This window comes from Streptomyces xinghaiensis S187 (assembly GCF_000220705.2).
Lineage (GTDB): Bacteria > Actinomycetota > Actinomycetes > Streptomycetales > Streptomycetaceae > Streptomyces > Streptomyces xinghaiensis.
In genome coordinates this window covers 4,150,707-4,174,443 of record NZ_CP023202.1, presented here as the reverse complement: position 1 = coordinate 4,174,443, position 23,737 = coordinate 4,150,707, and the positions used below count along the sequence as shown (strand labels likewise).

The window sequence follows — 23,737 nt, the reverse complement described above, 5'->3', positions numbered from 1 at the left end:
AGCCGCAGGTGAGCGCCATGGAGGAATGCCATGCCCACATACCACCGCACCTTCCCGGGCCAGCCCGAAGAGATCCACAACGCACGCCGCTTCACCGTCCAATGCCTCAGCGACCCGACCACCGCAGCAACGGCAGAACTGATCGTGAGCGAGCTGGCGACCAACGCCCTCCGCCACACCACGAGCGGCACCCCAGCCGGGACCTTCCACGTCACCCTCAACCAGACCGCGCACGCCCTCACCGTCTCAGTGACCGACGCCGGGACCACGGACACCAAGCCGGAGTTCCACCACCCCAGCACCGAAGCCACCTGCGGCCGAGGACTCGGCATCGTCGCCGCACTCGCCGAGCGGGTCGAGGTCCACGGCGACCACCGCGGCCGGACCATCGCCGCCGAACTCCCCATGCCCCGCGGCGAAGAGCACCGGTGCTGATGACAGCCGACGAACAACAGACAGCCTGCCGACTCCCGCTCGGCATCACGGCGGCCGACTGCTGGTGCCAGGCCATCGCCTACACCCCCGCAGACGGCCGCACCTTCCAGCTCGGCCACCACCTCGCGAGCACTCCCCGCCTGGCTATGCGCTGGCTGCACGGCCGAGCCCGGCACATCGCCGACCAGCTCGACCCGATGGCAGCCCGGCCGACCCGCCACTGGATCCACGACCACGCCGAAAACGAACGAGCGTTAGCCACCCTCTCCCGGGGCGAGCCGTACTCCTTCGCCCTCACCGAGGACGCCACCCGCTACATCCTGTCGGCCCACCCCACGGGAAGCCCGCGATGACTCACCACCCACAGAGCACCCTCACCCGCGGCTACTGGTGCGAATGCTGGGCCCAAACCGCAGCCACCGGCCAAGCCCCAGTCCTCCTCGCCTCCTTCGACGCCACCACGGCAACCGAGGCCATCAACTGGATCCGGGTGGCGCTCCGCACGATCAGCCCGTCACTCGACGCAGAAGCCGCCACCAAGGCTGAGGCCTGGCTCACCACAGGGCACCGCACCGACGCTCAGGCCTTGTCCGACGGCGAGTTGTGCACCGTCACGATCAGCCAGGCAGACACCCGCATCGAGTGGACCGCACGCCCAGCCCTGTTCCTCGCCCTGGCACACCGCCAAAGCCGAGAACTCCCGCCATGCGCCCTGCTCTTCAACCAGCGGCCCACCACAACCTGAAGCCGGAGCGTCAAGCATCTACCGGGACCGGACAACAGCCACACCGCCACTGAGTAGAAATCTTCAGTACGGGTTCAAGGCGGCTCCGTAAGTTGTTGGGCGGCCCGGAAGGGCGGGGTGTGGCTCAAGGCGGCTTGCCGGATGTGGCTCGGAGCGAGTGGCCGCCGCGCCCTTCGGGGCACCCTGGCTGCTGATTGAGATGTGCGCGCCTTATGGCGGTCGCTGTTTACGGAGCAGACAGCGGGGTGTTCTTCGGGCCGACGGACTGCTGTGCGGTGCGAGGAGGGCAAGTGAGCAAGCCACGGGCCCGCGTATGGGCGGGCGTCGACGCGGGCAAAGGCCATCACTGGGCGGCGGCGGTCGATGAGACCGGCGCGACCCTGTGGTCGAAGAAGATCGAAAACGACGAGTCGGCGATCCTGACCGCGCTCGGCGAGATCCTGGAGCTGGCAGAGGAGGTCCGCTGGGCGGTGGACATCTCAGGGACCTCGTCCGCCCTGCTGCTTGCGTTGCTCGCGGCGCACGGCCAGAGGGCCGTCTACGTGCCCGGCCGCACGGTCAACCGCATGTCCGGCGCCTACCGGGGTGAGGCGAAGACCGACGCCCGCGACGCCTATGTCATCGCCGAGACCGCCCGTCACCGAAGCGACTTCGCCGCGATTGACGTACCGGCCCAGCTCGCCGCCGACCTCGCATTACTGACTGCCCACCGCAGTGACCTGATGGCCGACCGGGTACGGATGATCAACCGGCTCCGTGATGTGCTGACCGGTGTCTTTCCCGCGCTGGAGCGGGCCTACGACTATTCGGCGCACAAGGGTGCGCTGGTGCTGCTGACCGGCTACCAGACACCTGCCGCCATCCGCCGCCGTGGCCGGGCCCGGCTGACGGCCTGGCTGGCCAACCGCAGTATCCGGGGCGCCGACGCGGTGGCCGCGACCGCTCTGGAAGCCGCACAGGCCCAGCAGACCGCACTGCCCGGGGAGGACGTCGCCGCACAGATCGTCGCCGACCTTGCCAGGCAGATCCTGGACCTGGACGACCGGCTGAAACGGATCGACAAGCAGATCCGCGAGACATTCCGCAGCCACCCACAGGCGGAGATCATCGAGTCCCTGCCCGGCATGGGCCCGATACTCGGAGCCGAGTTCGTCGTCGCTGCCGGCAACCTGTCGGCCTACGCCGACGCCGGTCACCTCGCCTCGGCCGCCGGACTGGTGCCGGTGCCACGTGACTCCGGACGCCGCACCGGCAACCTGCACCGACCCAAGCGCTACAGCCGCCGTCTGCGCCGGGTCTTCTACATGTCCGCGCAGACCAGCATCATCCGCGAAGGACCGAACCGGGACTTCTACCTCAAGAAGCGCGCCGTGGGCTGCAAACACGTCCAGGCCATCATCGCCCTGGCCCGCCGACGGACCGATGTGCTGTGGGCACTCCTACGTGACGGACGGATCTTCACCCCCACCCCGCCAGTCACACAGGCAGCTTGACTTCATCATTGAGACTCGCTCCGCTCACCGCGCGCGGCCCGGCCCCCGGCCGGGCCTGCGCTCCTGCCTCCGTCCCGCTCCACCCCGGCCGGCGCCCGGCCCGCGCTCACAGCGATCAGCCGCCAGACCTCAGAGATGGATGCCTCCGGCAGGGGCGCTCAGGCTCCGGGATGGACGGGGCGCCGTACGCGAGTGCCGGGAAGTTGGTGGCGTGCGTGGGGGCTCCCATCCCGTCTGCCGTCGCCCCAGGCAGAGCCGAGCAGACGTGGCCCCGGGCGTCCAGGTCGTTCGTACAGTGGCGCGCTCCACCTGGACGCCCGGGGCCCCGCCCGCTCCACGGTGTGTGGGTCGACGGCAGACGGGATGGGAGCTGGGGAGAGTGGTGGGGCAGGTGTGAGACTGACTTACGCTGAGATGGTGGATGAAGGCACAGTGGCACTGCTCTCTGGAGCATGTGCACTCATCGGTTCTCTGATCGGTGCGGTTGGTGCGTGGCAGGGAGCCAAGCTGGGAGCGCTAAAAGCAGTTGAAGCAGTGAAGGTACAGGCAGATGCCGAGCATGCTCAATGGGCGCGCGAGCACCGGAAAGCCGCCTGGATGACCGCTCTCGACGCAACCATGGAAATAGTGGGCGCCTTGGGTGAGATGGAAGTGCAGCTCGCTCAAGGCAGAACGCCCCAGTCAGGAATTGCTGACCTGTTCGTCAGACTTCAGCCGCTCCTGGCAACAACTGCTGTGCAACTGAGTGTCTGGGGGCCAGATGAGGGCGCTGATGCATGTACTGCGCTGGTTGGGTCGGTAGGAGCACAGTTCCGCGCCGCAACGGACTGGATCGAGGCCATAGGTGAGGGGCGTGACTCATCAGTCCCTCAAGCTGCCTACCTAGCCGCCGATGAACAGCGTCGTCGTGACTACACCACCTTCATTGCCCTTGCGTCGTCTGCGCTTCGCGACTCACCATGACTCGGTCATTGAGACACCGCCCACCTCAAGGGCGCAGCCGACGTTCGATCTGATCGAGACGGTCAACAGCTCTCCGGATCGCGTCCATGGCTTCCTGCGCTGCCTGATTCTGGCGATCGATGAGGGTTCGATCCCGTTCACTATAAGGTCTGTTTAGATTTGAGCCCAGCGCGAAGGCCAAGTGGTATTTGAGGCCCGCTTCCCGGACCGCTGAAGCAAGGACCGGATCTTTCAGCCGCCCGGCATAACGCGGCATGTCAATCACTGCCATCACGGCGGCATCATTCTCAACAAGATCCAGGGAAGCGCTCCCGTTGACGGGCCGCGATGCAATCGGTAGCACGTGACTATATGCAGTGTCTAGCAACTGCCGCAGGCCATCGACGTCGCGTGGAGCGTGCCGCCGTCGCCAGCCCACTCCAGCCTGAATCCCCAACGCCACCATCCCGGCGCCAGCACCGATCCCTTGAAGAAGGGCCCACACATCAGCCACGCAGCCAGAGTATGAAGTCCACACCGTGCTCGCTGGGAGTTTCGAGAGACGGTTCGATAGCCGACCGCTTCGGGCACGTCCAGGGCAGGCGACCTATAGGGGGCCACCCCGTTCCGTAGTCGCATTGAGGAGGTCCCGTGCCACACGCATGCCACAACGTGCGGTCAGTCACGGTGAACGACGGCTCGCCGCGGTCGAGGTAGCCCGCTGAGCTGGGCCCCCGTCGAACCGGTGGTGACCTGCTCGGCTCCGCCGGCCCGCAGTTCCGCCCTTACAAGGCAGATGTCGGATATGGCCCGCGTGCCATATCCGTGTCAGAAGGCCATCAGTGGGCTCAGCACCGCCGCGTGACCGGTGACCAGCAGAGACCGTCGACAAAGGGGCGCCAGGCTTCCCAAGCTGATGTCACGCGACTGCACAGCCCCCAATGCCCTGTCGGCGCTGACCAGTAGCCTGCGACGGTCAGTTGCGGCACGTCTGGAGGCTTCGTGGAAGCGACCGCTCTCGTCAGTCCCCATCGGTTGTGGTCGGCGCAGGAAGTCTTGGTGCGTCCGAGCCCTGTCCCGGCGGCGGCAGGGGTCTACGGGTGGCACTTTGTGCAGCCGCCCCACTCGGACCTGGGCGCTGGGCGCCTGCTCTACGTCGGGATAGCACCGCGGTACATGGCGAACCGGACCAGCACGCAGAACCTGCGCAAGCGGGTGCGCTACCACTACCGGGGCAACGCGGCCGGCTCGACCCTGCGGCTCACCCTCGGCTGCCTGCTCGGCCTTGAGCTGCGCCGCGTTGGCAGCGGCAAGCGAATGACCTTCGGCAAGGCGGGCGAAGCCACCCTGAGCCAGTGGATGGCGGACAACGCGCGAGTCTGCTGGATCGAGCGGAGCGAACCTTGGGACCTGGAGTCACAGCTCATCTCTCAGCTCGACCTACCACTGAACCTCGACCAGAACCGCCACAACGCGTTCCACAGCCGCCTGAAGGAGATACGGGCCCAAGCACGCCAGCGAGCAAAGGAGTTGCCCGTCAGCTCGTAGGCCGACCAAAGAGCCGACGGATCGTTGCCTGGGCCGTCTCTGGGCCGTCCGAGGGCGCTCGACAGCGACCATGTCGACCAACGACGACCACTAGGCGCACGGGCCCACCGCCACTGACCAGCGAATACCCAGCTCACCAAGATCCCTGGCAAGGCCCAGGGCAAGAAGACAGGTCATGACCGACTCATCGAGACAGCCGCGTCCGCAGTGGCACGGTGCCGCGGGATGGCTGATTGGGGATTGCGGGTTCGTGCGGTGGGTGAGGGTGTCTCGGTGCAGCATGGTTGGTCCGGAGGCTGATACCTGAATCTTCTCGGGGGTTGTTGTGCAGACTGCGCTGCGGTGGCTTGTGGCGGTGGTGGGTTCGGCTGCGGCGTTCGCTGCGGTGGCGGTGCCGTGGGCGGTGCTGTCGAAGGGGGGTGGCGATCCGTGGGATGTGATCGGCCCTGTGGCGGGTCTGGTGGCGGCAGGGGTGCTGGCCGCGCTGGGCTGGTGGGCGTCGCAGGCCGGTGAGGTCGGGGGGCGTCGGGTGCGGCAGTCGGCGCGCGGTGGGGGCAGGATCACCCAGACGGGCGGGAGTGCGGGCACGGGTGCCGGTTCGCCGGGTGCTGCGGTGCGTGAGGACGTGCGGCAGAAGGCGCGTTCCAACGGCACGGGGGACATCGATCAGGTCGGCGGGAACCGGGCCTGAGGCAAGGGAGCCGGGGAGGGTGATGGGTGGTTCGGGGCAGCGCCGTGCACGTCAGCAGGCGACAACGCAGGGGGACGTGACTCAGGTGGCGGGGGACATGCATGTGCACCCCTCGCCGGTGCAAGGTCCGTTGGTTGAATGGCCGGTGTGGGTGGGGGATGTGCCGCGCCCTGCCGCAGCTTTCCAGCCCCGCACGAACGTGCTGAAGAAGGTCAGGGCGGCGCGTGACCGAGGCCGTGATGTAGTACTGTCCGGCCCTGGTGGGGTGGGCAAGAGCCAGCTTGCGGCATCGTTGGCGCGGGAGCTTCGGGATCAGGAGCGTTCTGCTGGGGCTGGACTGGACGTGCTGCTGTGGGTCCGTGCCGCGAGCACCGACCAGGTCATCAGCGCCTATGCGAAGACGGCCGAGCGGCTGCGCCTGCCCGGGGCGTCCTCGGACGACGAAGACGGGGCGGCGCGACTGTTTCTGCAGTGGCTGGCAGCGACCGAGCAGCGGTGGCTGGTGGCGTTGGACGACATCACCAACCCCGTATCCGTCCGGGAATGGTGGCCCGACAGCGGGGGCGGCCGCGGCTGGGTCCTGGCCACCAGCCGACGCGAGGACGCCCAGCTCAGCGGAGAGGGCCGCGCCCTGATCAGGCTCGGCATCTACACGGATGCCGAGGCCCGCGCCTACCTGCAGCGTCGGCTCACCGATGCCGGCCATGCTCACCTGCACGACCCCGGCCGGGTAGGCGCACTGGCGGTCGAACTCGGTCGTCTCCCCCTCGCACTCGGCCATGCTGCCGCGTACCTCATCAACAAGCGGCTCACCATGGCGGACTACCTGACTCTGCTGCGCGACACCAGCAACCGGCTGGGCGATCTGCTGCCGGCAAGTGCGGACGCGGAAGGCTACGGGCGGCCTGTCACCGCCTCACTGCTGCTCGCCCTCGACGCGGTCGAGGAAGCTGACACCGGTCGGCTGGCCCGGCCACTGCTGCACCTGGCATCCCTCATGGACCCCCTCGGCCACCCCGCCACCGCATGGACCACACCCGCAGCCCTCAGCTACCTGAGCACCGCCCGCCCGCCACAACGCCGCTGGCTACGCAAGCACCACCCGCCCGTCACCGAAGCAGAGGTGCACAACGCGCTGGAGTTGCTGCGTACCTACGCCCTGATCACCCAGGACACCGCCACCGCCCCCCTGCGCATGCACGCCCTGACCGCCCGCGCCGTGCGGGAGACCATCCCGCACGGCACACTGCACACCACAGCCCGGACCGCCGCCGACGCGATCACCCGCCTGTGGCCCCGCCACGACCACGAGGAACGGGAACTGGCCGCCCTATTGCGCGCCAACGCGGTCCACCTCGACCAGAGCACCCGCCCGGCCCTGTGGCAGCCCTCAACCCACCCGTGCATTTACACGGTGAGCGACAGCCTTACCGAAGCGGGCCTTTATCAGCAGGCGATCGAGTACGACGAGACGACCGTCCGTCTCAGTAGTGGCATCCACGGTTCCGACCACCTCGACACCCTCAGTGCCTGCAACAACCTCGCCGTCTCCTACAGCAAGTCCGGGCGGCTCCAAGACGCTCTCGACCTGTACGAGCAGGTCGTGGCCGACCACGAGCGGGTTCTGGGCCCCGACCACCCCGACACCCTCCGTGCCCGCCACAACCTCGCCGTCTCCTACAGCGACGCCGGGCGGCTCCAAGACGCTCTCGACCTGTGTGAGCAGGTCCTGGCCGACCACGAGCGGGTTCTGGGCCCCGACCACCCCCACACCCTCCTTGCCCGCAACAACCTCGCCGTCTCCTACAGCAAGTCCGGGCGGCTCCAAGACGCTCTCGACCTGTGTGAGCAGGTCCTGGCCGACCACGAGCGGGGTCTGGGCCCCGACCACCCCCACACCCTCCTTGCCCGCAACAACCTCGCCAACTCCTACAGCAACGCCGGGCGGCTCCAAGACGCCCTCGACCTGCGCCAGCGGGTCGTGGCCGACCGCGAGCGAGTTCTGGGCCCCGACCACCCCGACACCCTCAGTGCCTGCAACAACCTCGCCGTCTCCTACAGCGACGCCGGGCGGCTCCAAGACGCCCTCGACCTGTACGAGCAGGTCCTGGCCGACCACGAGCGGGTTCTGGGCCCCGACCACCCCGACACCCTCCGTGCCCGCAACAACCTCGCCAACTCCTACAGCAACGCCGGGCGGCTCCAAGACGCTCTCGACCTGTGTGAGCAGGTCCTGGCCGACCACGAGCGGGTTCTGGGCCCCGACCACCCCCACACCCTCCTTGCCCGCAACAACCTCGCCAACTCCTACAGCAACGCCGGGCGGCTCCAAGACGCCCTCGACCTGTACGAGCGGGTCGTGGCCGACCACGAGCGGGTTCTGGGCCCCGACCACCCCGACACCCTCCGTGCCCGCCACAACCTCGCCGTCTCCTACAGCAAGTCCGGGCGGCTCCAAGACGCTCTCGACCTGTGTGAGCAGGTCCTGGCCGACCACGAGCGGGTTCTGGGCCCCGACCACCCCCACACCCTCCTTGCCCGCAACAACCTCGCTCTTGCCCGCGACGTGGTACCGCAACCAGATGCAGCAACCCCGCCAACCACACCCGACTATCAACCTCCAGTAGACACTCGTGAGCAACCGCTATGACCGTCCCCAATTAATTAGGGCTACGGCTTCTGACATCCAGGGCTGACATCAACGACTTCGGACGGGGGCGTACACCAGCACTCCTGTCCGGCCGTCTCACCAGTCGACAACAGCCGCCGCAGTCGGCTCGGATCGAACTCCTAAAGCGGGTGTCGCAGGTTCGAATCCTGCCGGGGGCACAGCGAAAAGGGCCAGCTCAGGAGGGGCTACCTCCCAGGCCGGCCCTTTGGCGTGTCCAGGCACGGGACTCCTCACCCCCAGCCTGGTACGGGGCAGAGCGGGGACAGCCAGAGAGAAACCCGGCCGTTTCGATTCCGCGTGCTCATGGCTTCACCAGAGCCACCGGCCGGAGACACCTACGCCGCCGCACTGCCCTGGTTGCCGCTGGCCGGCATGCGCAGGGTGTGGTCGCCGAAGTCCGCGACCAGATCCAGCCTCCCACCGAGTGCCTCCACGTAGCGGGTGATGACGTCCAGGGTGGCGCCCTCACCGTGTTCGATCTGGGAAATCCGGGCGACGCTGACTCCCATTCGGGTCGCCACATCCCGCTGGGTCAACCCCGACTGCTTGCGTGCCTCGGCGAGCTGGTGGCCACGTGCTTCGGCGAGAAGCCGGCGAGACCCTGCCTCCACCTCGGCGGGCTCCACACCGGCCTCGTACAGCTCCTGCTCCAGGGCTTCCCAGTCCTGCGCGGCTTTCTTGGGCATGGCCACTCCTTCAGTCCTCGTCGCCGACGTAGTCGTGGTAGAGCCGCTCGGCCAGCGGAATGTTGTCGCGGTACCAGCGATCCCAGTTTCCGGCCTTGTCACCGCCCAGCAGCAGCAGGGCTGAGCGAGTCGGATCGAAGGCGAAGATGATCCGGATTTCAGTGCGCCCGCCCGATCCCGGCCTCAGCTCCTTCAGGTGATGTAGCCCTGAGCCCTTCAGCCGGTCTACAAGGGGGCGTCCCAAGGTCGGCCCAGCCTCGCGCAAGGCAGCCACAGCCTGCGCGACCTGGGAGGCCGAACTCAGATCTTCCTTGATCAGAAGCCTGAACCACTCGGCGTACTCACCAGTGACCTTGATCGCCCAGCTCAAGACGACTCCCTTCGACACCAAGACCGAGCTTAAGGTTTTCCTTAAGTCTCAGCAAGCGTCGACGTCTGCCGTCAGAGACGGAGCCCGTAGAGTTCCGGCCAGGGTTACTGCGACCGTCCGCGAGTGGAGCGACGAGGAAGGGTCGGGCGTGCTCGACTTTCGTTGAACTTCCAACGGCCGCTTCTGCCACTACGCCGACATCCAGACGACCGGCTTCCACACTCTGTCACCCAGGCAGCAGGTCGAGCTCGTGCCGCCTGCCCACGAAGACGTGTCGCAGCCTCTCCAGCCTCACTAACACCGGAGATACCAACACCAAAGTTGGTGACATTCTTGTTAGTCACGGAGGGTGGACCTCGGAGGGATGCCGCTCCCCCGGGACGCTCACGGGAGAAGGGCAGCCTTCCGCGCTCCCACATGGTCCGCCGTTGGACCCCCCACAGTGGATGGATGCTTGAGCGGCGCGTGACGGGGACGCGGATCTCGCCCGGCTTCCGTTTCTCACCGCAACTGCCGGGGCGTTCGAAAGCGTCGTAGCCGCCGTGGCCGAGGAACGTTTGCAGCGCACCGTGAGGTTGCCGCCCGCCGCTTCCACCGCAGTCGGCATCGGGGTTCCGGCCCTCGCCGCCGCGGCGAGTTGGAGCAGCCTCCTGCTGGTCGTGCAGGGGCGGGTGGTCCCCGGCTGGGGCGTCAGCGCGGTGCTCGTGGTGATCTCCCTCGTTCTCCGGTCTGCCCTCACCCAGGCGGCGCGCCGGGCGAGTTCGTCTTCGTCGAGGTCTTCGCGGGAGGCGGCCCGGGACGCGGCCTCCTGGACACGGCTGGGGAGCAGCCTGCTGATCGTCACGGCGGTGCTCGGCACGACGTGGGGAACGGTGGACGATCTGATCTCGGGCGCGGAATACCACGTGCTGCGCCCCGCGGGGCCGGAGGGCTGCACGGCCGTGGTGCGGGAGACGTCCTTCTTCCTCATCGGCAATGGCGAGGCGTACGCGGTGGGGCGCACCGGCCTGGCTCTGGGCGAGTCGGGATCCTGGATGGTCGACGATGGTCACCGGCCCGTCGGCGCAGGCACCTACGAGTTGGACTGGGGCCGGGACGGCGGTCTTCTGCGGGTCAGCGGTACAAGCACCGATCCGGTGCTCCACGGGGGCATGGCCGACCTCGACTGCGGGTGGTGAGGCGGGTCCCCTCACCGGCTGGCCGTCGCAAGGCCTGCCGGGTGGGCGCGGGTGACCGGAAGCGGTGCCCCGGGCCGGCGGTGGCGGGGCCCGAGGGCCCCGGCCCGGGCCGAGTGCCGGCAGGGACGGCGGGGACGGCGGGGACGGCGGGGACGGCGGGTCAGACCATGGCCAGCCGTTCCACCAGCAGCTCTACCCTCTGCTCGGCGTCCCCCGGCGGCAGCCGTCCGGCTCGGGTCAGGGTGGCCAGCCCGTGCAGGGCCGCCCAGAAGACCTCGGTGAACAGTCCCGGGTGGACGCCGTCCCCGGCGACCTCGTCGAGGTTCTCCAGCAGGGCGGCGAAGGCGTCCTTCAGCGGCTCCGGGGTGTCCTCGTGGGCGAACGCCAGGCCGCCGTCGAGCCGGAACATGGCGTCGTAGACCGCCGGGTTGCGTTCGGCGAAGTCGAGATAGGCGCGGGCCAGGGCGGAGACCCGGGCGCGCGGGCCATTCGCGGCGCGGGTCGCGGCTCTCAGCGCCGCGGCCATCTCGGCGGCGCCTTCGAGGGCGACGGCGCCGATGATCTCCCGCTTGCCGCGGAAGTGGCTGTAGAGGACGGGCTGGCTGTACTCGATGCGTTCGGCGAGCCGGCGCGTGGTGACCGCGTCCCAGCCCTGCTGCTCGGCGAGTTCGCGGGCCGTCGCCACGATGAGGCGTTCGCGGTCCGCCCGTTCGCGCTCCTTGCGCTCCTGTACCGACATGACGCGATCCTAGCACTGCTAGACAATCGAGCGGCGACAGTACTAGCGTTGCCTCATTCGCTAGCAATGCTAGAACCCGGGAGGGCTCATCATGCTCAACGCACTCGAGGTGTTCACCACCGTGGTCGTCGGCGTGATGGTGGGGGTGGAGTTCTCCGTCGCCTTCGTCATCAACCCGATCCTCAACGCGCTCCCCGACGACAGTGGCCAACTCGGCCGCGCCCACGGGGGACGCATGCTCGGCGCCGTGATGCCGGTCTGGTACATCACCTCGCTCGTCCTCGTCGCGGTCTGGGCCGTCGCCGGACGGCACCACCACGGCACCGGCCTCGTCGTCACCGCCGGCGTGCTGCTGGCCCTCAGCGTGATCATGTCGATCCTGCTGCTCGTCCCGATCAACAACCGGGGCAGGACCTGGACCCCCGACAACCGGCCCGCCGACTGGAAGCAGCAGATGAACCGCTGGGACCGCCTCCACTACGTCCGCGTCGCCGTCATCATCGCCGCCTTCGCCCTGCTGGCCGCCGCCCTCGCCTGACACGCCCTCACCTGACCCCCGGGCCGGCACCGGGCACCCGGCGCACCCTCCCGCTCCCCGGCGCTCCCCGGCACTCCCCCGGCGGCAGCGTGCCACCGGACACCCGGGATCCGGGAAGGCAGCCTCGCGGTCAGAGCACTGGCCGGGCGCCGTGGGCCGCGATCATGTCCTCGGCCAGGCGCGTGCTCGAAGCGGGGTTCTGGCCGGTGAACAGGTTTCCGTCCCGGACGTTGTACTGCTGGTACGGCGCTCCGCCCTCGTGCCGGGCTCCCCACTCGCGCAGCCGGGACGCCAGGAGCCAGGGCGCCCCCTCGGCGGTCCCGAAGATCCGCTCCTCCTCATCGGTGAACGCGGTCATCCGGCGGCCTGCGAAGCGCCAGCTTCCGTCGGGGTCGATGGCGCTGAGCAAGCCCGCGGGGCCGTGGCACACGGCACCGATCAGGGCGCCGGCGTCGTCGAACCGGCGCAGGACGCGGCCGAGGTCGGCGTCCCGGTGGAGGTCGACCACCGGGCCGTGGCCCCCGGGCAGCACGACGCCCGCGTAGTCGGCGGGCTCGACCTCGCTGAGCGGAATGAGCGGACCGAACGCGGTCAGCGCCTTCCGGGCGTGCTCGACGTACCGGGCACAGTCCGGGCCGGCGAGCGCCGGGTCCGCACTGTGCTCGTCGAGGGGCTGCGGGGCTCCGCCCGGCGAGGCGAAGTCGACCTCGTATCCGGCCTCGGTGAACTCCAAGTGCGGGGCGGCCAGTTCCTCAGCCCAGTAGCCCGTCGGGTAGGACGTGCCGTCCGTGCGCTCCCACCGGTCGGCGGCGGACATGACGATCAGGATCCTGCTCATCGTGGTCTCCTCAGGGTTGCGGTGCTTCCTCGTGGCGTGCATGTCCGAGCGGTCGATACGACCGGTTCGTGCGTCGATGCACGCGGCCCCCGTTCCCGGTCGTGCGGGTGACGGTGAATGCCGGTATCAGCGTGGCTCCGGAGGCCCCCGTCCGGGACGGCTCCTCCGGCCCTCCGCGACCTGGGACCGGCTGCCTGGGACTGGCGGACCCACCCGGGCGGCCCCACGATGCCGGGCCGAGTGGCCAGAATGGACGGATGCCGGAGAAGAACACCGAACTGGCGGACTTCCTGCGCCGTGCACGGAGCCAGTGCGACGCGTCGCGAGCCGGCCTGCCCGCCGACGGTCGCGTGCGTCGCGTGCCGGGGCTGCGGCGCGAGGAGGTCGCGTTCCTGGCCGGTGTGTCGACCGACTACTACACGCGTCTCGAACAGGGACGGCGGATCGTTCCCTCCCCGTCGGTGGTGGACGCCATCGGCCGCGCACTCGGGCTGGACCGGGCGGGCCGCGCTCACCTGGCCGACCTGATCGGTCCGGAGGCCGCGGCTGCGCGGCCGCGTACGCGTCCTGTCCAGCGAGTCCGTCCCGGGCTGTACCAGTTGCTCGACGCGCTCGGCGACGTGCCGGCCCTGGTGCTGGGGCGCCGCACCGACGTGCTCGCGCAGAACCGCCTGGGAAAGGCGCTGTTCACCGACTTCGAGCGGTTCCCCGCGTCCCGGCGCAACTACGCCCGGTGGATGTTCCTCGACGACGCGGCACGGTCGCTGTTCGTCGACTGGGAGGAACAGGCCCGCGCGGCGGTGGAGAACCTCCGTTTGGAGGCGGGGGCCGGCCCCGCCGACCGGGCGACGATCGACCTGATCGCCGAACTGCGCGAGGCCGGCCCGGAGTTCGCCCTGTGGTGGGACGAGCACCGAGTCCATCAGCGGACGCACGGCTCCAAGCGGCTGCGCCATCCCGTGGTCGGAGACCTCACCGTCGAGTACGAGACCCTGACGCTGCCCGGGGACCCCGATACGACGCTGTTCGTCTACTCGGCCGAGGCGAACTCGCCGTCGCAGCGGGCCCTGAGCCTTCTCGCCAGCTGGTCACTGACCGGCGACAGCGCTTGACCGGGTGAGGGTGACCTGCCGCCGCGCTTGGGATGCTGGGCCCGTCATGTGCGGAGGAACGGGAACGGACGGCGAGACATGGACGGCATACCGGGCGGAACCACTGCCGGCGGGCGGCACCAGGACGCGGCCGCGGGAAGCGTGCGGCCTCTGACGGCCGTGCTGCTGATGCTGGGGATCGCGCTGCTGTCGGGCGCGCTCTCGGTCCTGGTCATGCTCCCGGCGGCCCAGCACCTGCGCTCCTTCCAGGACGGCGAGCAGACCTCCGCGACGCTGCACACGGAGGGCTCGTGCATGATCGGCCAGTGCAAGGTCGAGTTCCGGGCCGAGGGAAACACCGTGGTGGCGGACCTGCCGGTGGGCAGCGGGGGCGGCAAGAGCTCCGTCGGAGCCCGGATGACCGTCCGCTATCACGCGGACGATCCGTGGGTGGCCGTTCGGGACGAGGACACCGGGGGCGGCGGGGCGGCCGTACTGACGGTGATATCGGGCGGAACGGCCCTGCTCTTCCTGGTGACGTCGGTCGTGGCACCGGTCTACGCGTCGCGGCAGCGGCGGGCAGACCCTGTGGCCGGCGTGACGTCTCCTGAGGGCGGGCCGGCCGGCCCGGCGAACCCTTGAGGGCCCTGGCGTTTGGCTCGTGGCGAGGCTCCGGCGCGCCGTGAGCCGGAGGGTACGGCGGTCGGCCTCTGCCCCGGCCGAGGACGGAAAACACTCAGCCGCAGGTGGACTCCGGCCAGCCGCGCCTGCCGCTGAGCCCGGTGTTCCCGGCGTGGCGATCGCCGTACCGCGGGTGTTGTCGGTCCCTCGCGGAAGCCCGAACACGGCGGAGCGGGCTCGCCGGGCGGGGGTGCCGCCGACCCCGGCCCTCCGTGCTGCTCATGGGCAGATCCGCCGGTATTCCACACCCGCGGGTACGTGCTGTCGCCACTCTCGATGGGTCATGGACCGGCCCGCTATCGCGCAGACCCCGTCGATGAGGGTGCGGAGATCGCTGAACATCCCGCTGTCCCACAGCACCGTCTCGTCGAAGCCGCTGGTGGCCAGGGTGTTTCCGTCCGGGCTGAAGACCGCCGATGCCACCGTGCTGGTGTGGCCGGTGAGGGTGGTCGTCTGACGGCGGGTCCGGACGTCCCACAGCCGTACCGTCCGGTCGTCACTGGTCGTGGCCAGGGTGTTTCCGTCCCGGCTCAGGGCCACCGACCACACGGTGCCGGTGTGGCCGGTGAGGGTGGCGAGACGACGGTGGGTCCTCACGTCCCACAACCGGGCCGTGGCGTCTCTGCCGCCGCTCGCGAGGGTGCTTCCGTCCGGCGCGAAGGCCACCGATTGCACAAAATCCGTGTGGCCCTCAAAGGTGACCAGCGAACGGCGGGTCCTCACGTCCCACAGCCGCACCGTGCTGTCCCAGCTCCCCGTCGCCACGGTTTTCCCGTCGGGGCTGAAGACGATCGAGGGCACCCGGCCGGTGTGGCCGGTGAGGGTGCCCAGCGGGCGGCGGGTCCGCACGTCCCACAGTCCCACCGTCCGCTCGCCACTGGCCGTGGCCAGGATCTTGCCGTCCGGACTGAAGACGACCGGTCCGAACGAGCTGCTGAGGACAGCGAGGCGGCGGCGGGTCCGTACATCCCACAGCTGCACCGTCCGGTCGATGTGACTGCCGGTGGCCAGGATCTTCCCGTCGGGACTGAACGCCGCCGACCACACTCCGCCGGTGTGGCCGGTGGGGATGGCTCGCGAACGGCGGGTCCGGACGTCCCACAGCCGCACCGTCCGCTCGTCACTGCCGGTGGCCAGCGTCTTGCCGTCCGGGCTGAACGCCATGGAACGGCCGGAGCCGCTCTCTCCGGTGAGGGTGGCGAGACGACGGCGGGTCCGGACGTCCCACAGCCGCACCCTCCGCTCGTCACTGACGGCGGCCACGGTCCTTCCGTCCGGGCTGAAGGCCACCGAACGGCCCCCTTCCCCCTGTCTGGTGAAGGTGGCCAGCGGACGGCCGGCCCTCATGCCCCACAACCGCACCGCGGCCTCGTTGCCGCCGGTGGCGAGGGTCTCCCCGTCCGGACTGAAGGCCACCGAGTTCACCTGGTCGGCGTGGCCGGGAAAGTACACCAGCGCACGGCGGGCGCGTACGTCCCACAGCCGCACCGTCCGGTCCTGACCGCCGGTGGCCAAGGTTTTTCCGTCCGGGCTGAAGGCCACCGACCACACGCTGCCGGTGTGGCCGGTGAGGGTGGCCGACGAACGGCGGGTCCGGACGTCCCACAGGTGCACCGTGGAGTCGTTGGCGCCGGTGGCGAGGGTCTTCCCGTCCGGGCTGAAAGCCACCGACTGGACCTTGCCGGTGTGGCCCTTGAGGGTGGCCTTCTGACGGTGGGTCCGTACGTCCCACAGCCGCACCGTCCGCTCCAGGCTGCCGCCGGTGACGAGGGTCTTGCCGTCCGGACTGAACGCCACCCTCGGCGCCGAGGAACGGCCGTGGCTCCTGAGGGTGGCCAGGGGACGCCGGGTCCGGACGTCCCACAGCCGCACCGTCCCTTGTTCACCGCCCGTGGCCAGAACGTCTCCACCCGGACTGAAGACCACGGGGCTGCTCGTGGAGCCGGGGAGGGTTGCCGACCAACGCCGGGTACGGACGTCCCACAGCCGCACCGTCCGGTCCTCACCCCCGCTGGCCAGGGTCTTCCCGTCCGGGCTGAAGGCCACCGAGCCCACCGAGCGGCCGTGGCCGGTGAGGGTGGCCAGCCGGCGGTGGGTCCGCAGGTCCCACAGCCGCACCGTCCGATCACGGCTGCCGGTGGCCAGGGTGTCTCCGTCCGGGCTGACGGTCACCGAGCTCACCGGGCTGGTGTGACCGGTGAGAGTGGCGCGCGAGGGTGCGGTGAGGGTGCTCAGGAGCCGGGCGCGGGTGTCGGCTGTGGGGTGGATGCGCTGAGCGGCCAGGGCGAGGCGCGCGGCCAGAACGGGGTCGGTGCCGGCCTTGACCTGGCTCTCGCTGATCAGTCGCCGGGTGGCGGCCAGATCGCGCTGCTGGTCGCTCGTTCGCGCGTTGAGCGCGGCAAGGCCGGACGCGACGACGACGAGGGCGGCCAGGAGTGCGAACCCGGCCAGGACGAGGCGGCGCCGGCGGGAGATGCGCTGCTGGGCCCGGATACTGGCCTCGACGAACTCGGCTTCTTCGGCGGAGACTTCGGGTGCCCGGGCGGCGAGCCACCGCTTCGCCTCGTCGATCCGGTGCCGGTCGAGGGTGAGTTCCCGCGGCCGTCCCCGTTCCCGCCAGGCGCGCACGGTGCGCCGGAGCTCCTCCTGCCAGCTCCGGAAGTCGCGGTTGCGCTCGACCCAGCCCTGCAGCCGCGGCCAGCTCTCCACCAGCGCCTGGTGCGCGAGTTCAGCCGTGTCCAGCCCGTTCGGGCGGCGGGTCACGACGACCAGACGGGTGCTGGCCAGCCGGTGGATCAACGACCAGTCGTGCTCCGAGAACTGCGTGCGGTCGGCGACCCTGGGCATGTCGGGGCCGTGCTCCCCGGCGTCCAGCCGCTCGGCGGGGCGGACCAGCTGGATGAAGATCCGCTCCAGCGCCTCGTGCTCGGAACTGTCCGCCCACTCCCACAGGGTGCGTTCCGCGTTGCCGACCAGCGCTCCCTCGACGCCACCGAGCTCCTGGTAGGCGGTGGCGGTGAGCACACCGCGCTCCTGCCGTGCCCACAGCTGGCTCAGGGTGTACTCCAGCATGGGCAGCGCGGCCGCACCGCGCGGGGTGTCGTGCAGCAGTTGTTCGACCAGGCCGTCGGCGAAGCGGATGCCCGCGTGCCCCTCCAGCGGGCGGGTGACGGCCTCGCGCAGCTGGTCCCGCGTCATCGGCGGCACCACTACGTGGGTCGTCTCCCAAGCGGTACGCAGGTTCGGGAGCTGCTCGATCTGAGGCAGGAAGTCGATCCGGCTGACGACCACGGCCTGAGCCGGGCGGCTGCCGTCGGTCCGGCGCATCGTCAGGACGCCCAGCATCGCGTCCAGTTTGCGGGCGGTCTCCGGCGCGTCCGCGAGCAGGGTCTCGAACTGGTCGAGCACGAGCAGAAGCCTGGTCCGCCCGTCGTGCCGGGCCAGGGTCTGTTCGAGCGCGGTGCGCAGCCCGTGCTCGTCCCCCAGCCGGGAGGCCAGGGCGGACCAGCGGTCGTGCCAGTCGGCCTTCCTCGTGTCCGCGTCGCCCGCGGATGCCAGGGCCCAGGCGAGCAGTTCCTCGGCGGTCAGCCGCAGGCCGTGGGGCAGGCGGGCGGTCAGGTGGCTGTTCTGGTCGACATGGGCCAGCAGTCCGGCGCCGGTCAGCGAGGACTTGCCGACGCCGGAGGCGCCGAGCACCGGCAGGATCGGTACCTGTTGTTCCCCGAAGAGCTCGAGCAGCCGGCGCGTTTCGTTGGCTCGTCCGTGGAACACCGCGCTGTCGTGCTCGGTGAACGGTAAGAGTTCGCGAAACGGGCTGTCGTCGAGGAGGCGTGAGCGCAGTTGCGGCCACTCACGGGCGAGTGACTCCACGGTCAGCGCGTAGCCGGTGCGGCGCCGCTGGTCTCCTTCGACAGCGACGACGACTCCGATCACGCCCTGGTATTCCTCGTCCCACACGGGCGCCCCGCTGAAGCCGCCGGCCAGAGGGAAACCCGCCCGCTCGTCGCACGTCAGCTGCCACCAGCCGGTTCCCTCACGGCCTTCAACGATGCCGCGGGTCCAGACACCGGCGTCCTTGCCGCCCACCGGCCCCGGGTACCTCGGAAAGCCGAAGGCCCGCCAGCGGTGTCCGGCGAGGTCGTCCGCTTCCACGATCCGCATCGCCACGGCGCCCGCCGGGGCTTCGCCGGTCAACTGGAGCACTGCGACGTCACCGCTGTTGTCCGCGGCCACCGGCACACTGAAGTGCACCGTGGCCGCCGCCTCGGGACGGCCGGGCAGCAGCGGGAAGTCGACGGTCACGGGAAGACGCGCGGGCAGCGGCCGGCCGGCCGGGAGGCCGACGATGGACGAGATGACGTGGGCGCACGTCAGCAGCAACCGACCGGGAATCAGGAACGCGACACCGACCGGCCGTCCGTCGTGCAGTACGCGTGCCGTCCCGCGCTCCCAGGCCGCGCTCGACCCGCCCGGCGAACTCACCCGCCGCCCTCGCGGCGACTCCACTCCAGTTCCAGCGCGATATGCGCGTCACCGGACCCGTTGGCCACGACAAGCCCCGCCTCGGCCGTGACACGGAGCCCGAACTCGGCACGGATGCGGTCGGGGCTCCTGGGGAGGTCCGTCAAGGGCTCCAGCAGAGCCTCGACGACGTGGCGGACGCGGGCCATTCCGGCTTCGAAGGTGTCGGCGGAGTACTCGATCAGCCCTTCACCACGGCTCGCCCGGATGACTCCGGAGCCCTGCCCTTCTGGCAGTTCGACGACGAAAGTCTCGCCGTCCTCGAAGGGGACGCTCAGGTACACGCGATGACCTCTCCGATGGTCCGCCAAGTCAGGCAGTACGGCGGCACGTTCAGACCAGCACTGCGCAGCATGTTAGCCGCGACGTCCGCCGAGATCCGGCGGTTTCCCGATGGGCGCACTCGGGCCGGCACCGCCACCGACACGGCCGCCGCTCAGCCCTCGTCCCGCGGACCGTTCCCCGTGTCGTTGCCGCCAGGGGCCGCGGGCCTCGGCCCGCGCCGTCGTTCCGGGCCGGCCGTTCGGGGGGCGTAACGGCCGGGCGTCGTGCCCAGGATGCGTTTGAAGTGGCGGGTCAGGTGCGGCTGGTCGTAGAAGCCGGACGCGGTCGCCGCCTCCGCGGGCGGGCGGCCGTCGAGGAGCAGCCGCCGGGCGCGTTCGACGCGGCGTGTCATCAGGTACTGGTGCGGGGCGATGCCGAAGGCGGCGGTGAACGCCCGGACCAGGTGGGTGGGGTGGGCGTGCACCAGCTTCGCGGCCTCGTCCAGGCTCACCCCGTCGGTCAGCCGTTCGTCGAGGAGTTCCCGCAGGGTGTGGGCCACGCCGCGGCCGGCGTTCGGCGGGTGCGCGGCGAGCCGGGGCCGCAGGTGGCCGCGCAGCCGGTCGGCGACCAGGGCGAGGCGGCTCTCGGCCTCCAGTTCGTCGCCCCGCCGCGCCAGGGCCGTGTGCAGTCGTCCGACGCGGCGGCGCAGCAGGGGGTCGGCCAGGTCGGGGCTGTCCGCCGCCGGGCCGATGAAGCCCTCGTCCAGCTGTGTCAGGTCCAGGTAGAGCACCCGTTTGCGGAAGCCGTGCGCGGTGGCGGACGAGCCGTTGTGCGGCACCTGCGGGGGGAGCAGCGAGACCGTGTCGTGGGGGGTGCCGTGCTCGCGGCGGTTCAGGTCGTAGCGGACGGCACCGTCGTCGACGATCAGCAGGGTCCACACGTCGTGGACGTGCATCGGGTACGCGTGCTCGGTGAAGTGGGCGTGGAGGACTTCCGCGACGCCCGGAACCCGCGGTCGCCACGCGGAGATCTCCGGCCGTGCCACCACGTCAAGAACGTACAAGAAGGTGTGCCGTGGTGGCGTGCAGGCTCAGGGCATGACACACGAGCACACCCCCGTACGGTTCGACACCAAGATCGCCGTGCTGCTGCGCGACGATCTGGAGTCCTGGCAGCGGCTGAACGTCACCGCGTTCCTGGTCAGCGGGCTCGGTTCGGAGCTGCCCGAGGTGATCGGCGAACCGTACGCCGACGCCGACGGCACGCCCTATTTGCCCATGTTCCGCCAGCCCGTCCTGGTGTTCGAGGGGACGAAGGAGATCCTGACCGCCGCCCACGGCCGCGCCCTGTCCCGCTCGCTTCCCCGGTCGGTGTTCACCTCGGACCTCTTCGCCACCGGCCACGACCGGGACAACCGCGCCGCGGTGCGGGCCGTGCCGCGGGACCGGCTGGACCTGGTGGGTCTGGCCGTGCACGGGCCGCGCAACGCGGTCGACAAGGTGCTCAAGGGCGCCCGTATGCATCCCTGAGGGTGTACGGGCGCACGGGCCCGGCCGATCCGGGCCGGCCGCTCCGGGCCCGGTCCCCCGGCCCGCCCTCGGGGACCGGGCCCGGGCCCCGGTCACGGGCGGCGGAACGTCAGGTCACCCGGCGGGCCCGGTGGCGGACCGCGTTGAGCCGGACCTCGGCCGGAAGGCTGCCCACGCCCGCCGACTCCCGGGCGTGCCGGAGCGCTTCCCGGCTCAGCCGCTCCAGGGCGGTCGCCGGCCGGGCGTGTGGTTCGAGCCGCAGTCCGGCCCGCGTTCTGGGCGCCGCGGGGCGGCCCATCAGCCTGACGCGTGCGCGGGCGACGCCGTCCATGGCCTCCGCCTCGGCGGCCACGGCGTCCTCCAGTGCCCGTCCTCGCAGCTGCCCTCCCACGCCGTCGCCGCTGTCGACGGGGGCCGCCGCGAGGCGGTTCCGGCGCAGCTGGCTCAGCAGCCACCACAGCAGGAGCGCGAGGAGCACGCCGAGCGCCGCGAGGACGACCGGCCACCACCACCCGTCGTCCCGGAACCGGGTCCGTGCCCCGTCGGTGAGGATCACGTCGTCCGGTCCGCCGAAGGGCCACCAGCCGGGCAGGCGGAAGTCCCAGTGCCGCTCGAGGTCGAGGCCACCGGCCAGCGCGGCGCCGCCCAGGGCGAACAGGGCCAGCCCTCCCAGCCCGAGCAGCAGCCGGTTGACGGTCCTGAGCATGTGCGGTGTCACCCTTTCCGGGGGCGGTGGACGCGGACGGACAGCGAGGGCCGCCGGGCGAGACCGAGCTCCCGCACCCCGTCCGTCAGGGCCGCGTCCAGGTCGGCGCGGATGTCGTCGGGTTCGCGGAAGTGGGACGTCACCCTGGCCCTGACCCGGCGGCGGCGCACGCGGATGTGGGCCGACTGGACGCCCGGCACCTCCATGGCGCGGTCGCGCAGGATGAGCGCGGCCGCGGAGCGGCCGAGTACGGCCCGTACGTCGCCGGACCCGGCCGGGGTCCGCATCGGCAGCAGGTCGCGGAGGCCGGGGGTCACCGCGAGGATCAGCAGCCACAGCCCGACGGCCGCCGCCAGCGCGGCGCCGGCGAGCACCCAGCGGTCGTCGAGCGGCCGGGTCGCCAGTTCGTCGGCGAGCACGCGCCGCCAGCGCATCGCCGGCCCGCCGGCCCGTACGGCGGCCACGTCGTACAGGAGCAGACCGGTGCCCGCGACGGCCACCAGGGCGACGATGGCGGCGGGCACGCGCCGGGTGGACCAGAGCCGGTGGGTGGCCCGCCCCTCGGCGTGCCCCCCGGCTTGTCCGCCGGTCCCTGCGCCGCCGGCCCCGGCGCCGGTCCCGGCGCCCGTCCCGGCGCCCGTCCCGCCGTCGGCTCGTCCCGCGGGGCGCCGTTCGCCCCGTCCGGCGGCGACCGACGATCCGCCCGGTGCGGTCCCGCCCGCCGCCGTGGACGGGGACGCCCCGGCGTCACCGGCCGGCCGCGGCCCGAGGGCCGGCTCCGGACCGGGCTCCAGACCGGGCTCCGGCCCTCGCTCCGGCTCCCGCTCGCTCATCGCACCCTCCCCCGGCCCTCGCCCCGCGTGTGCGCGGAGTGCAACCGCTCGACCGTCACCACGACGTCATGGACCTTCATGCCCGCCAGCCCGCCGACCCGTTCGGTGACGACGCGGCGGACCGCCCCGCACTGCGCGCCGATGTCGGACGGGTAGCCCAGTTCCACCCCGATGTGCAGGCGTGCGTCGCCGAGCGACGGCCCCCGCCCGAACGCGGGCCGCACCGACGCCCGCGCGCTGGGCGCCGTGCGGCCGGGAGTCACGAGAGCAGCGGACTCGTCGAATCCGCTCATCGCCTCACGGGCCGCCCGCGAAGCGATCTTCGCGACGACCCGGTCGGCGACACGCGTCGCCCCTCGCTCGTGTGCGGGTACCGCCGGGGCTGCGGTCTGCGGCTGTGCCACCGTTCACCGTCGCCGGGCGGGGCGCTCACGGGACTGGAAGAAGTCGCCGGGCTCCAGATCACCGTCCGCGAACCGCCCGGCGACGTATCCGACCGCGCCCAGCGCCGCCACGAGGAGAAAAGCCCCGAAGCCGCCGAAGTACCCTGCGAAGCCGAGCGCCATTCCGGCGACCAGGCCCACCATGGCCATGCTCATCGTGCCTCTTTCGCGTTCATCGCCTTCTCCGCGCTCCGCGGGATCCGGGCGCTCCGCAGGATCCGGCTAACGGAGCCGTGGCTGCTCCTGCTCTGTCTGCTCTTCCTCTTCGCCCGGGAGACTCACGTCGCTGACGAAGATGTTCACCTCGACGACTTCCAGACCCGTCATCCACTCCACGGCGGAGATCACGCTCTCCCGCACGGACGACGCGACGTCCGAGATCGAGACCCCGTAGTCGATGACGATCTCCAGATCGATCGCGGTCTGCTTCTCGCCCACCTCGACCCGGACTCCGTGGGAGACGGACTTGGTCGTCCCGGGCACGCGTTCCCGCGCCGCGTGGTAGGCCCGGCTGATGCCGCCGCCCATGGCATGCACGCCGTCCACATCACGGGCCGCCATCCCGGCGATCTTCTCGACCACACTGTCCGCGACGCTCGTCTTGCCGCGCGCCCCGCCGTCGGCGGTGTACGACCCGCCGCCCGCGGACTCCCTGCCGGAGGTGTCGGGCCTGCTCTTCTGTGCCGTTTCCGTCATGGCCGGTGATCCCTTCCTGGAACGGATTCCTCCCGGTTTTCCACGTTAAGGCCGTTCTGCGCGAGATGCTCCTTGTGCGGGCATACGGTGGACCCGGCC

26 protein-coding genes are annotated in these 23,737 nt (G+C 70.7%); 13 read left to right on the top strand and 13 right to left on the bottom strand.

The features are described 5' to 3' along the window. Window positions 1-30: 30 nt before the first annotated feature. The 5 genes from SXIN_RS17935 (at window position 31) to SXIN_RS31305 (ending at window position 3,636) form a co-directional block, all read left to right on the top strand. The gene (locus SXIN_RS17935) at window positions 31-435 is read left to right on the top strand and encodes an ATP-binding protein (protein ID WP_019711836.1); all 405 of its coding nucleotides are present in this window, start codon (window positions 31-33) and stop codon (window positions 433-435) included. Beyond that, window positions 435-788 (top strand): hypothetical protein, encoded by a 354-nt coding sequence (locus tag SXIN_RS17930; protein ID WP_157916303.1) that lies wholly within the window; start codon window positions 435-437, stop codon window positions 786-788. Before SXIN_RS17935 ends, SXIN_RS17930 begins: the two co-directional genes overlap by 1 nt. After that, window positions 785-1,180 (top strand): hypothetical protein, encoded by a 396-nt coding sequence (locus tag SXIN_RS17925; RefSeq protein WP_019711838.1) that lies wholly within the window; start codon window positions 785-787, stop codon window positions 1,178-1,180. The genes SXIN_RS17930 and SXIN_RS17925 overlap by 4 nt, the downstream gene beginning before the upstream one ends. A 290-nt stretch (window positions 1,181-1,470) precedes the next feature. Continuing rightward, on the top strand, window positions 1,471-2,673 hold the full coding sequence (locus SXIN_RS17920) for an IS110 family RNA-guided transposase (protein WP_019711839.1): 1,203 nt from the start codon (window positions 1,471-1,473) through the stop codon (window positions 2,671-2,673). 393 nt (window positions 2,674-3,066) lie between these two features. Then, window positions 3,067-3,636 (top strand): hypothetical protein, encoded by a 570-nt coding sequence (locus SXIN_RS31305; RefSeq protein WP_157916302.1) that lies wholly within the window; start codon window positions 3,067-3,069, stop codon window positions 3,634-3,636. 25 nt (window positions 3,637-3,661) lie between these two features. On the opposite strand, the gene SXIN_RS31300 is transcribed toward SXIN_RS31305, so the two are convergent. Further along, complete coding sequence (locus SXIN_RS31300; RefSeq protein ID WP_157916301.1) at window positions 3,662-4,129, bottom strand: hypothetical protein; 468 nt, start codon at window positions 4,127-4,129, stop codon at window positions 3,662-3,664. 662 nt (window positions 4,130-4,791) lie between these two features. Between SXIN_RS31300 and SXIN_RS17915 the strand changes: the two genes are divergently transcribed. The 3 genes from SXIN_RS17915 to SXIN_RS32920 all read left to right on the top strand — a co-directional run bounded on the left by SXIN_RS17915 (window position 4,792) and on the right by SXIN_RS32920 (window position 8,504). After that, window positions 4,792-5,163, top strand: a complete 372-nt coding sequence (locus SXIN_RS17915) for a GIY-YIG nuclease family protein (protein ID WP_238153797.1) — start codon at window positions 4,792-4,794, stop codon at window positions 5,161-5,163. A gap of 325 nt (window positions 5,164-5,488) precedes the next feature. Then, window positions 5,489-5,854, top strand: a complete 366-nt coding sequence (locus tag SXIN_RS17910) for a hypothetical protein (RefSeq protein ID WP_019711841.1) — start codon at window positions 5,489-5,491, stop codon at window positions 5,852-5,854. Between the two features lie 22 nt (window positions 5,855-5,876). Continuing rightward, window positions 5,877-8,504, top strand: a complete 2,628-nt coding sequence (locus SXIN_RS32920; protein WP_475360448.1) for a tetratricopeptide repeat protein — start codon at window positions 5,877-5,879, stop codon at window positions 8,502-8,504. 356 nt (window positions 8,505-8,860) lie between these two features. On the opposite strand, the gene SXIN_RS17900 is transcribed toward SXIN_RS32920, so the two are convergent. Beyond that, complete coding sequence (locus SXIN_RS17900; protein WP_019711843.1) at window positions 8,861-9,211, bottom strand: helix-turn-helix domain-containing protein; 351 nt, start codon at window positions 9,209-9,211, stop codon at window positions 8,861-8,863. Window positions 9,212-9,221: 10 nt separating this feature from the next. Further along, on the bottom strand, window positions 9,222-9,581 hold the full coding sequence (locus SXIN_RS17895; RefSeq protein WP_039824469.1) for a type II toxin-antitoxin system RelE/ParE family toxin: 360 nt from the start codon (window positions 9,579-9,581) through the stop codon (window positions 9,222-9,224). Between the two features lie 557 nt (window positions 9,582-10,138). Here SXIN_RS17895 and SXIN_RS17890 point away from each other — a divergent pair. Next, a complete protein-coding gene (locus SXIN_RS17890) occupies window positions 10,139-10,759 on the top strand; it encodes a hypothetical protein (protein WP_019711845.1) in 621 nt (206 codons plus the stop codon). A gap of 160 nt (window positions 10,760-10,919) precedes the next feature. Here the strand turns inward: SXIN_RS17890 and SXIN_RS17885 are convergent, their stop codons facing one another. Further along, a complete protein-coding gene (locus SXIN_RS17885; protein ID WP_019711846.1) occupies window positions 10,920-11,498 on the bottom strand; it encodes a TetR/AcrR family transcriptional regulator in 579 nt (192 codons plus the stop codon). A gap of 91 nt (window positions 11,499-11,589) precedes the next feature. Between SXIN_RS17885 and SXIN_RS17880 the strand changes: the two genes are divergently transcribed. Continuing rightward, window positions 11,590-12,036 (top strand): anthrone oxygenase family protein, encoded by a 447-nt coding sequence (locus SXIN_RS17880; protein ID WP_019711847.1) that lies wholly within the window; start codon window positions 11,590-11,592, stop codon window positions 12,034-12,036. Between the two features lie 130 nt (window positions 12,037-12,166). Here SXIN_RS17880 and SXIN_RS17875 read toward each other — a convergent pair whose 3' ends face one another. Continuing rightward, window positions 12,167-12,874, bottom strand: coding sequence for a type 1 glutamine amidotransferase domain-containing protein (locus tag SXIN_RS17875; RefSeq protein ID WP_019711848.1), 708 nt, complete (start codon window positions 12,872-12,874; stop codon window positions 12,167-12,169). A 257-nt stretch (window positions 12,875-13,131) separates the two neighbouring features. Here SXIN_RS17875 and SXIN_RS17870 point away from each other — a divergent pair, with 257 nt between their 5' ends. Both SXIN_RS17870 and SXIN_RS17865 read left to right on the top strand, forming a co-directional pair. After that, a complete protein-coding gene (locus tag SXIN_RS17870; protein WP_019711849.1) occupies window positions 13,132-13,986 on the top strand; it encodes a helix-turn-helix transcriptional regulator in 855 nt (284 codons plus the stop codon). A gap of 78 nt (window positions 13,987-14,064) precedes the next feature. After that, a complete protein-coding gene (locus SXIN_RS17865; protein ID WP_019711850.1) occupies window positions 14,065-14,607 on the top strand; it encodes a hypothetical protein in 543 nt (180 codons plus the stop codon). A 258-nt stretch (window positions 14,608-14,865) separates the two neighbouring features. Here SXIN_RS17865 and SXIN_RS17860 read toward each other — a convergent pair whose 3' ends face one another. The 3 genes from SXIN_RS17860 to SXIN_RS17850 all read right to left on the bottom strand — a co-directional run bounded on the left by SXIN_RS17860 (window position 14,866) and on the right by SXIN_RS17850 (window position 20,479). Beyond that, the gene (locus SXIN_RS17860; protein WP_192883602.1) at window positions 14,866-19,128 is read right to left on the bottom strand and encodes an nSTAND1 domain-containing NTPase; all 4,263 of its coding nucleotides are present in this window, start codon (window positions 19,126-19,128) and stop codon (window positions 14,866-14,868) included. Then, window positions 19,125-19,451: a CU044_2847 family protein gene (locus SXIN_RS17855; RefSeq protein ID WP_019711852.1), complete on the bottom strand. Its 327-nt coding sequence runs from the start codon at window positions 19,449-19,451 to the stop codon at window positions 19,125-19,127. Before SXIN_RS17855 ends, SXIN_RS17860 begins: the two co-directional genes overlap by 4 nt. A gap of 152 nt (window positions 19,452-19,603) precedes the next feature. Then, window positions 19,604-20,479: a helix-turn-helix domain-containing protein gene (locus SXIN_RS17850; protein WP_019711853.1), complete on the bottom strand. Its 876-nt coding sequence runs from the start codon at window positions 20,477-20,479 to the stop codon at window positions 19,604-19,606. Window positions 20,480-20,528: 49 nt separating this feature from the next. Between SXIN_RS17850 and SXIN_RS17845 the strand changes: the two genes are divergently transcribed. Then, entirely contained in the window at window positions 20,529-20,960 is a 432-nt protein-coding gene (locus SXIN_RS17845) for a DUF2000 domain-containing protein (RefSeq protein ID WP_019711854.1), read from the top strand. A 109-nt stretch (window positions 20,961-21,069) separates the two neighbouring features. Here the strand turns inward: SXIN_RS17845 and amaP are convergent, their stop codons facing one another. The 5 genes from amaP to SXIN_RS17820 form a co-directional block, all read right to left on the bottom strand. Further along, window positions 21,070-21,666, bottom strand: a complete 597-nt coding sequence (gene amaP, locus SXIN_RS17840) for an alkaline shock response membrane anchor protein AmaP (protein WP_095757221.1) — start codon at window positions 21,664-21,666, stop codon at window positions 21,070-21,072. 8 nt (window positions 21,667-21,674) lie between these two features. Further along, the gene (locus SXIN_RS17835; protein ID WP_192883601.1) at window positions 21,675-22,499 is read right to left on the bottom strand and encodes a DUF6286 domain-containing protein; all 825 of its coding nucleotides are present in this window, start codon (window positions 22,497-22,499) and stop codon (window positions 21,675-21,677) included. Continuing rightward, window positions 22,496-22,903, bottom strand: a complete 408-nt coding sequence (locus SXIN_RS17830; RefSeq protein ID WP_019711855.1) for an Asp23/Gls24 family envelope stress response protein — start codon at window positions 22,901-22,903, stop codon at window positions 22,496-22,498. Before SXIN_RS17830 ends, SXIN_RS17835 begins: the two co-directional genes overlap by 4 nt. Before the next feature lie 3 nt (window positions 22,904-22,906). Then, complete coding sequence (locus tag SXIN_RS17825; protein ID WP_019711856.1) at window positions 22,907-23,098, bottom strand: hypothetical protein; 192 nt, start codon at window positions 23,096-23,098, stop codon at window positions 22,907-22,909. 66 nt (window positions 23,099-23,164) lie between these two features. Further along, complete coding sequence (locus SXIN_RS17820; protein ID WP_019711857.1) at window positions 23,165-23,638, bottom strand: Asp23/Gls24 family envelope stress response protein; 474 nt, start codon at window positions 23,636-23,638, stop codon at window positions 23,165-23,167. Window positions 23,639-23,737: the final 99 nt, after the last annotated feature.

Coding starts and splice junctions, on each gene's coding strand:
- SXIN_RS17935 (WP_019711836.1), top strand. CDS start 31: ATGCCCACATACCACCGCACCTTCCCGGGCCAGCCCGAAGAGATCCAC.
- SXIN_RS17930 (WP_157916303.1), top strand. CDS start 435: ATGACAGCCGACGAACAACAGACAGCCTGCCGACTCCCGCTCGGCATC.
- SXIN_RS17925 (WP_019711838.1), top strand. CDS start 785: ATGACTCACCACCCACAGAGCACCCTCACCCGCGGCTACTGGTGCGAA.
- SXIN_RS17915 (WP_238153797.1), top strand. CDS start 4,792: ATGGCGAACCGGACCAGCACGCAGAACCTGCGCAAGCGGGTGCGCTAC.
- SXIN_RS32920 (WP_475360448.1), top strand. CDS start 5,877: ATGGGTGGTTCGGGGCAGCGCCGTGCACGTCAGCAGGCGACAACGCAG.
- SXIN_RS17900 (WP_019711843.1), bottom strand. CDS start 9,211: ATGCCCAAGAAAGCCGCGCAGGACTGGGAAGCCCTGGAGCAGGAGCTG.
- SXIN_RS17885 (WP_019711846.1), bottom strand. CDS start 11,498: ATGTCGGTACAGGAGCGCAAGGAGCGCGAACGGGCGGACCGCGAACGC.
- SXIN_RS17880 (WP_019711847.1), top strand. CDS start 11,590: ATGCTCAACGCACTCGAGGTGTTCACCACCGTGGTCGTCGGCGTGATG.
- SXIN_RS17875 (WP_019711848.1), bottom strand. CDS start 12,874: ATGAGCAGGATCCTGATCGTCATGTCCGCCGCCGACCGGTGGGAGCGC.
- SXIN_RS17870 (WP_019711849.1), top strand. CDS start 13,132: ATGCCGGAGAAGAACACCGAACTGGCGGACTTCCTGCGCCGTGCACGG.
- SXIN_RS17865 (WP_019711850.1), top strand. CDS start 14,065: ATGGACGGCATACCGGGCGGAACCACTGCCGGCGGGCGGCACCAGGAC.
- SXIN_RS17845 (WP_019711854.1), top strand. CDS start 20,529: ATGACACACGAGCACACCCCCGTACGGTTCGACACCAAGATCGCCGTG.
- amaP (WP_095757221.1), bottom strand. CDS start 21,666: ATGCTCAGGACCGTCAACCGGCTGCTGCTCGGGCTGGGAGGGCTGGCC.
- SXIN_RS17835 (WP_192883601.1), bottom strand. CDS start 22,499: ATGAGCGAGCGGGAGCCGGAGCGAGGGCCGGAGCCCGGTCTGGAGCCC.
- SXIN_RS17825 (WP_019711856.1), bottom strand. CDS start 23,098: ATGAGCATGGCCATGGTGGGCCTGGTCGCCGGAATGGCGCTCGGCTTC.
- SXIN_RS17820 (WP_019711857.1), bottom strand. CDS start 23,638: ATGACGGAAACGGCACAGAAGAGCAGGCCCGACACCTCCGGCAGGGAG.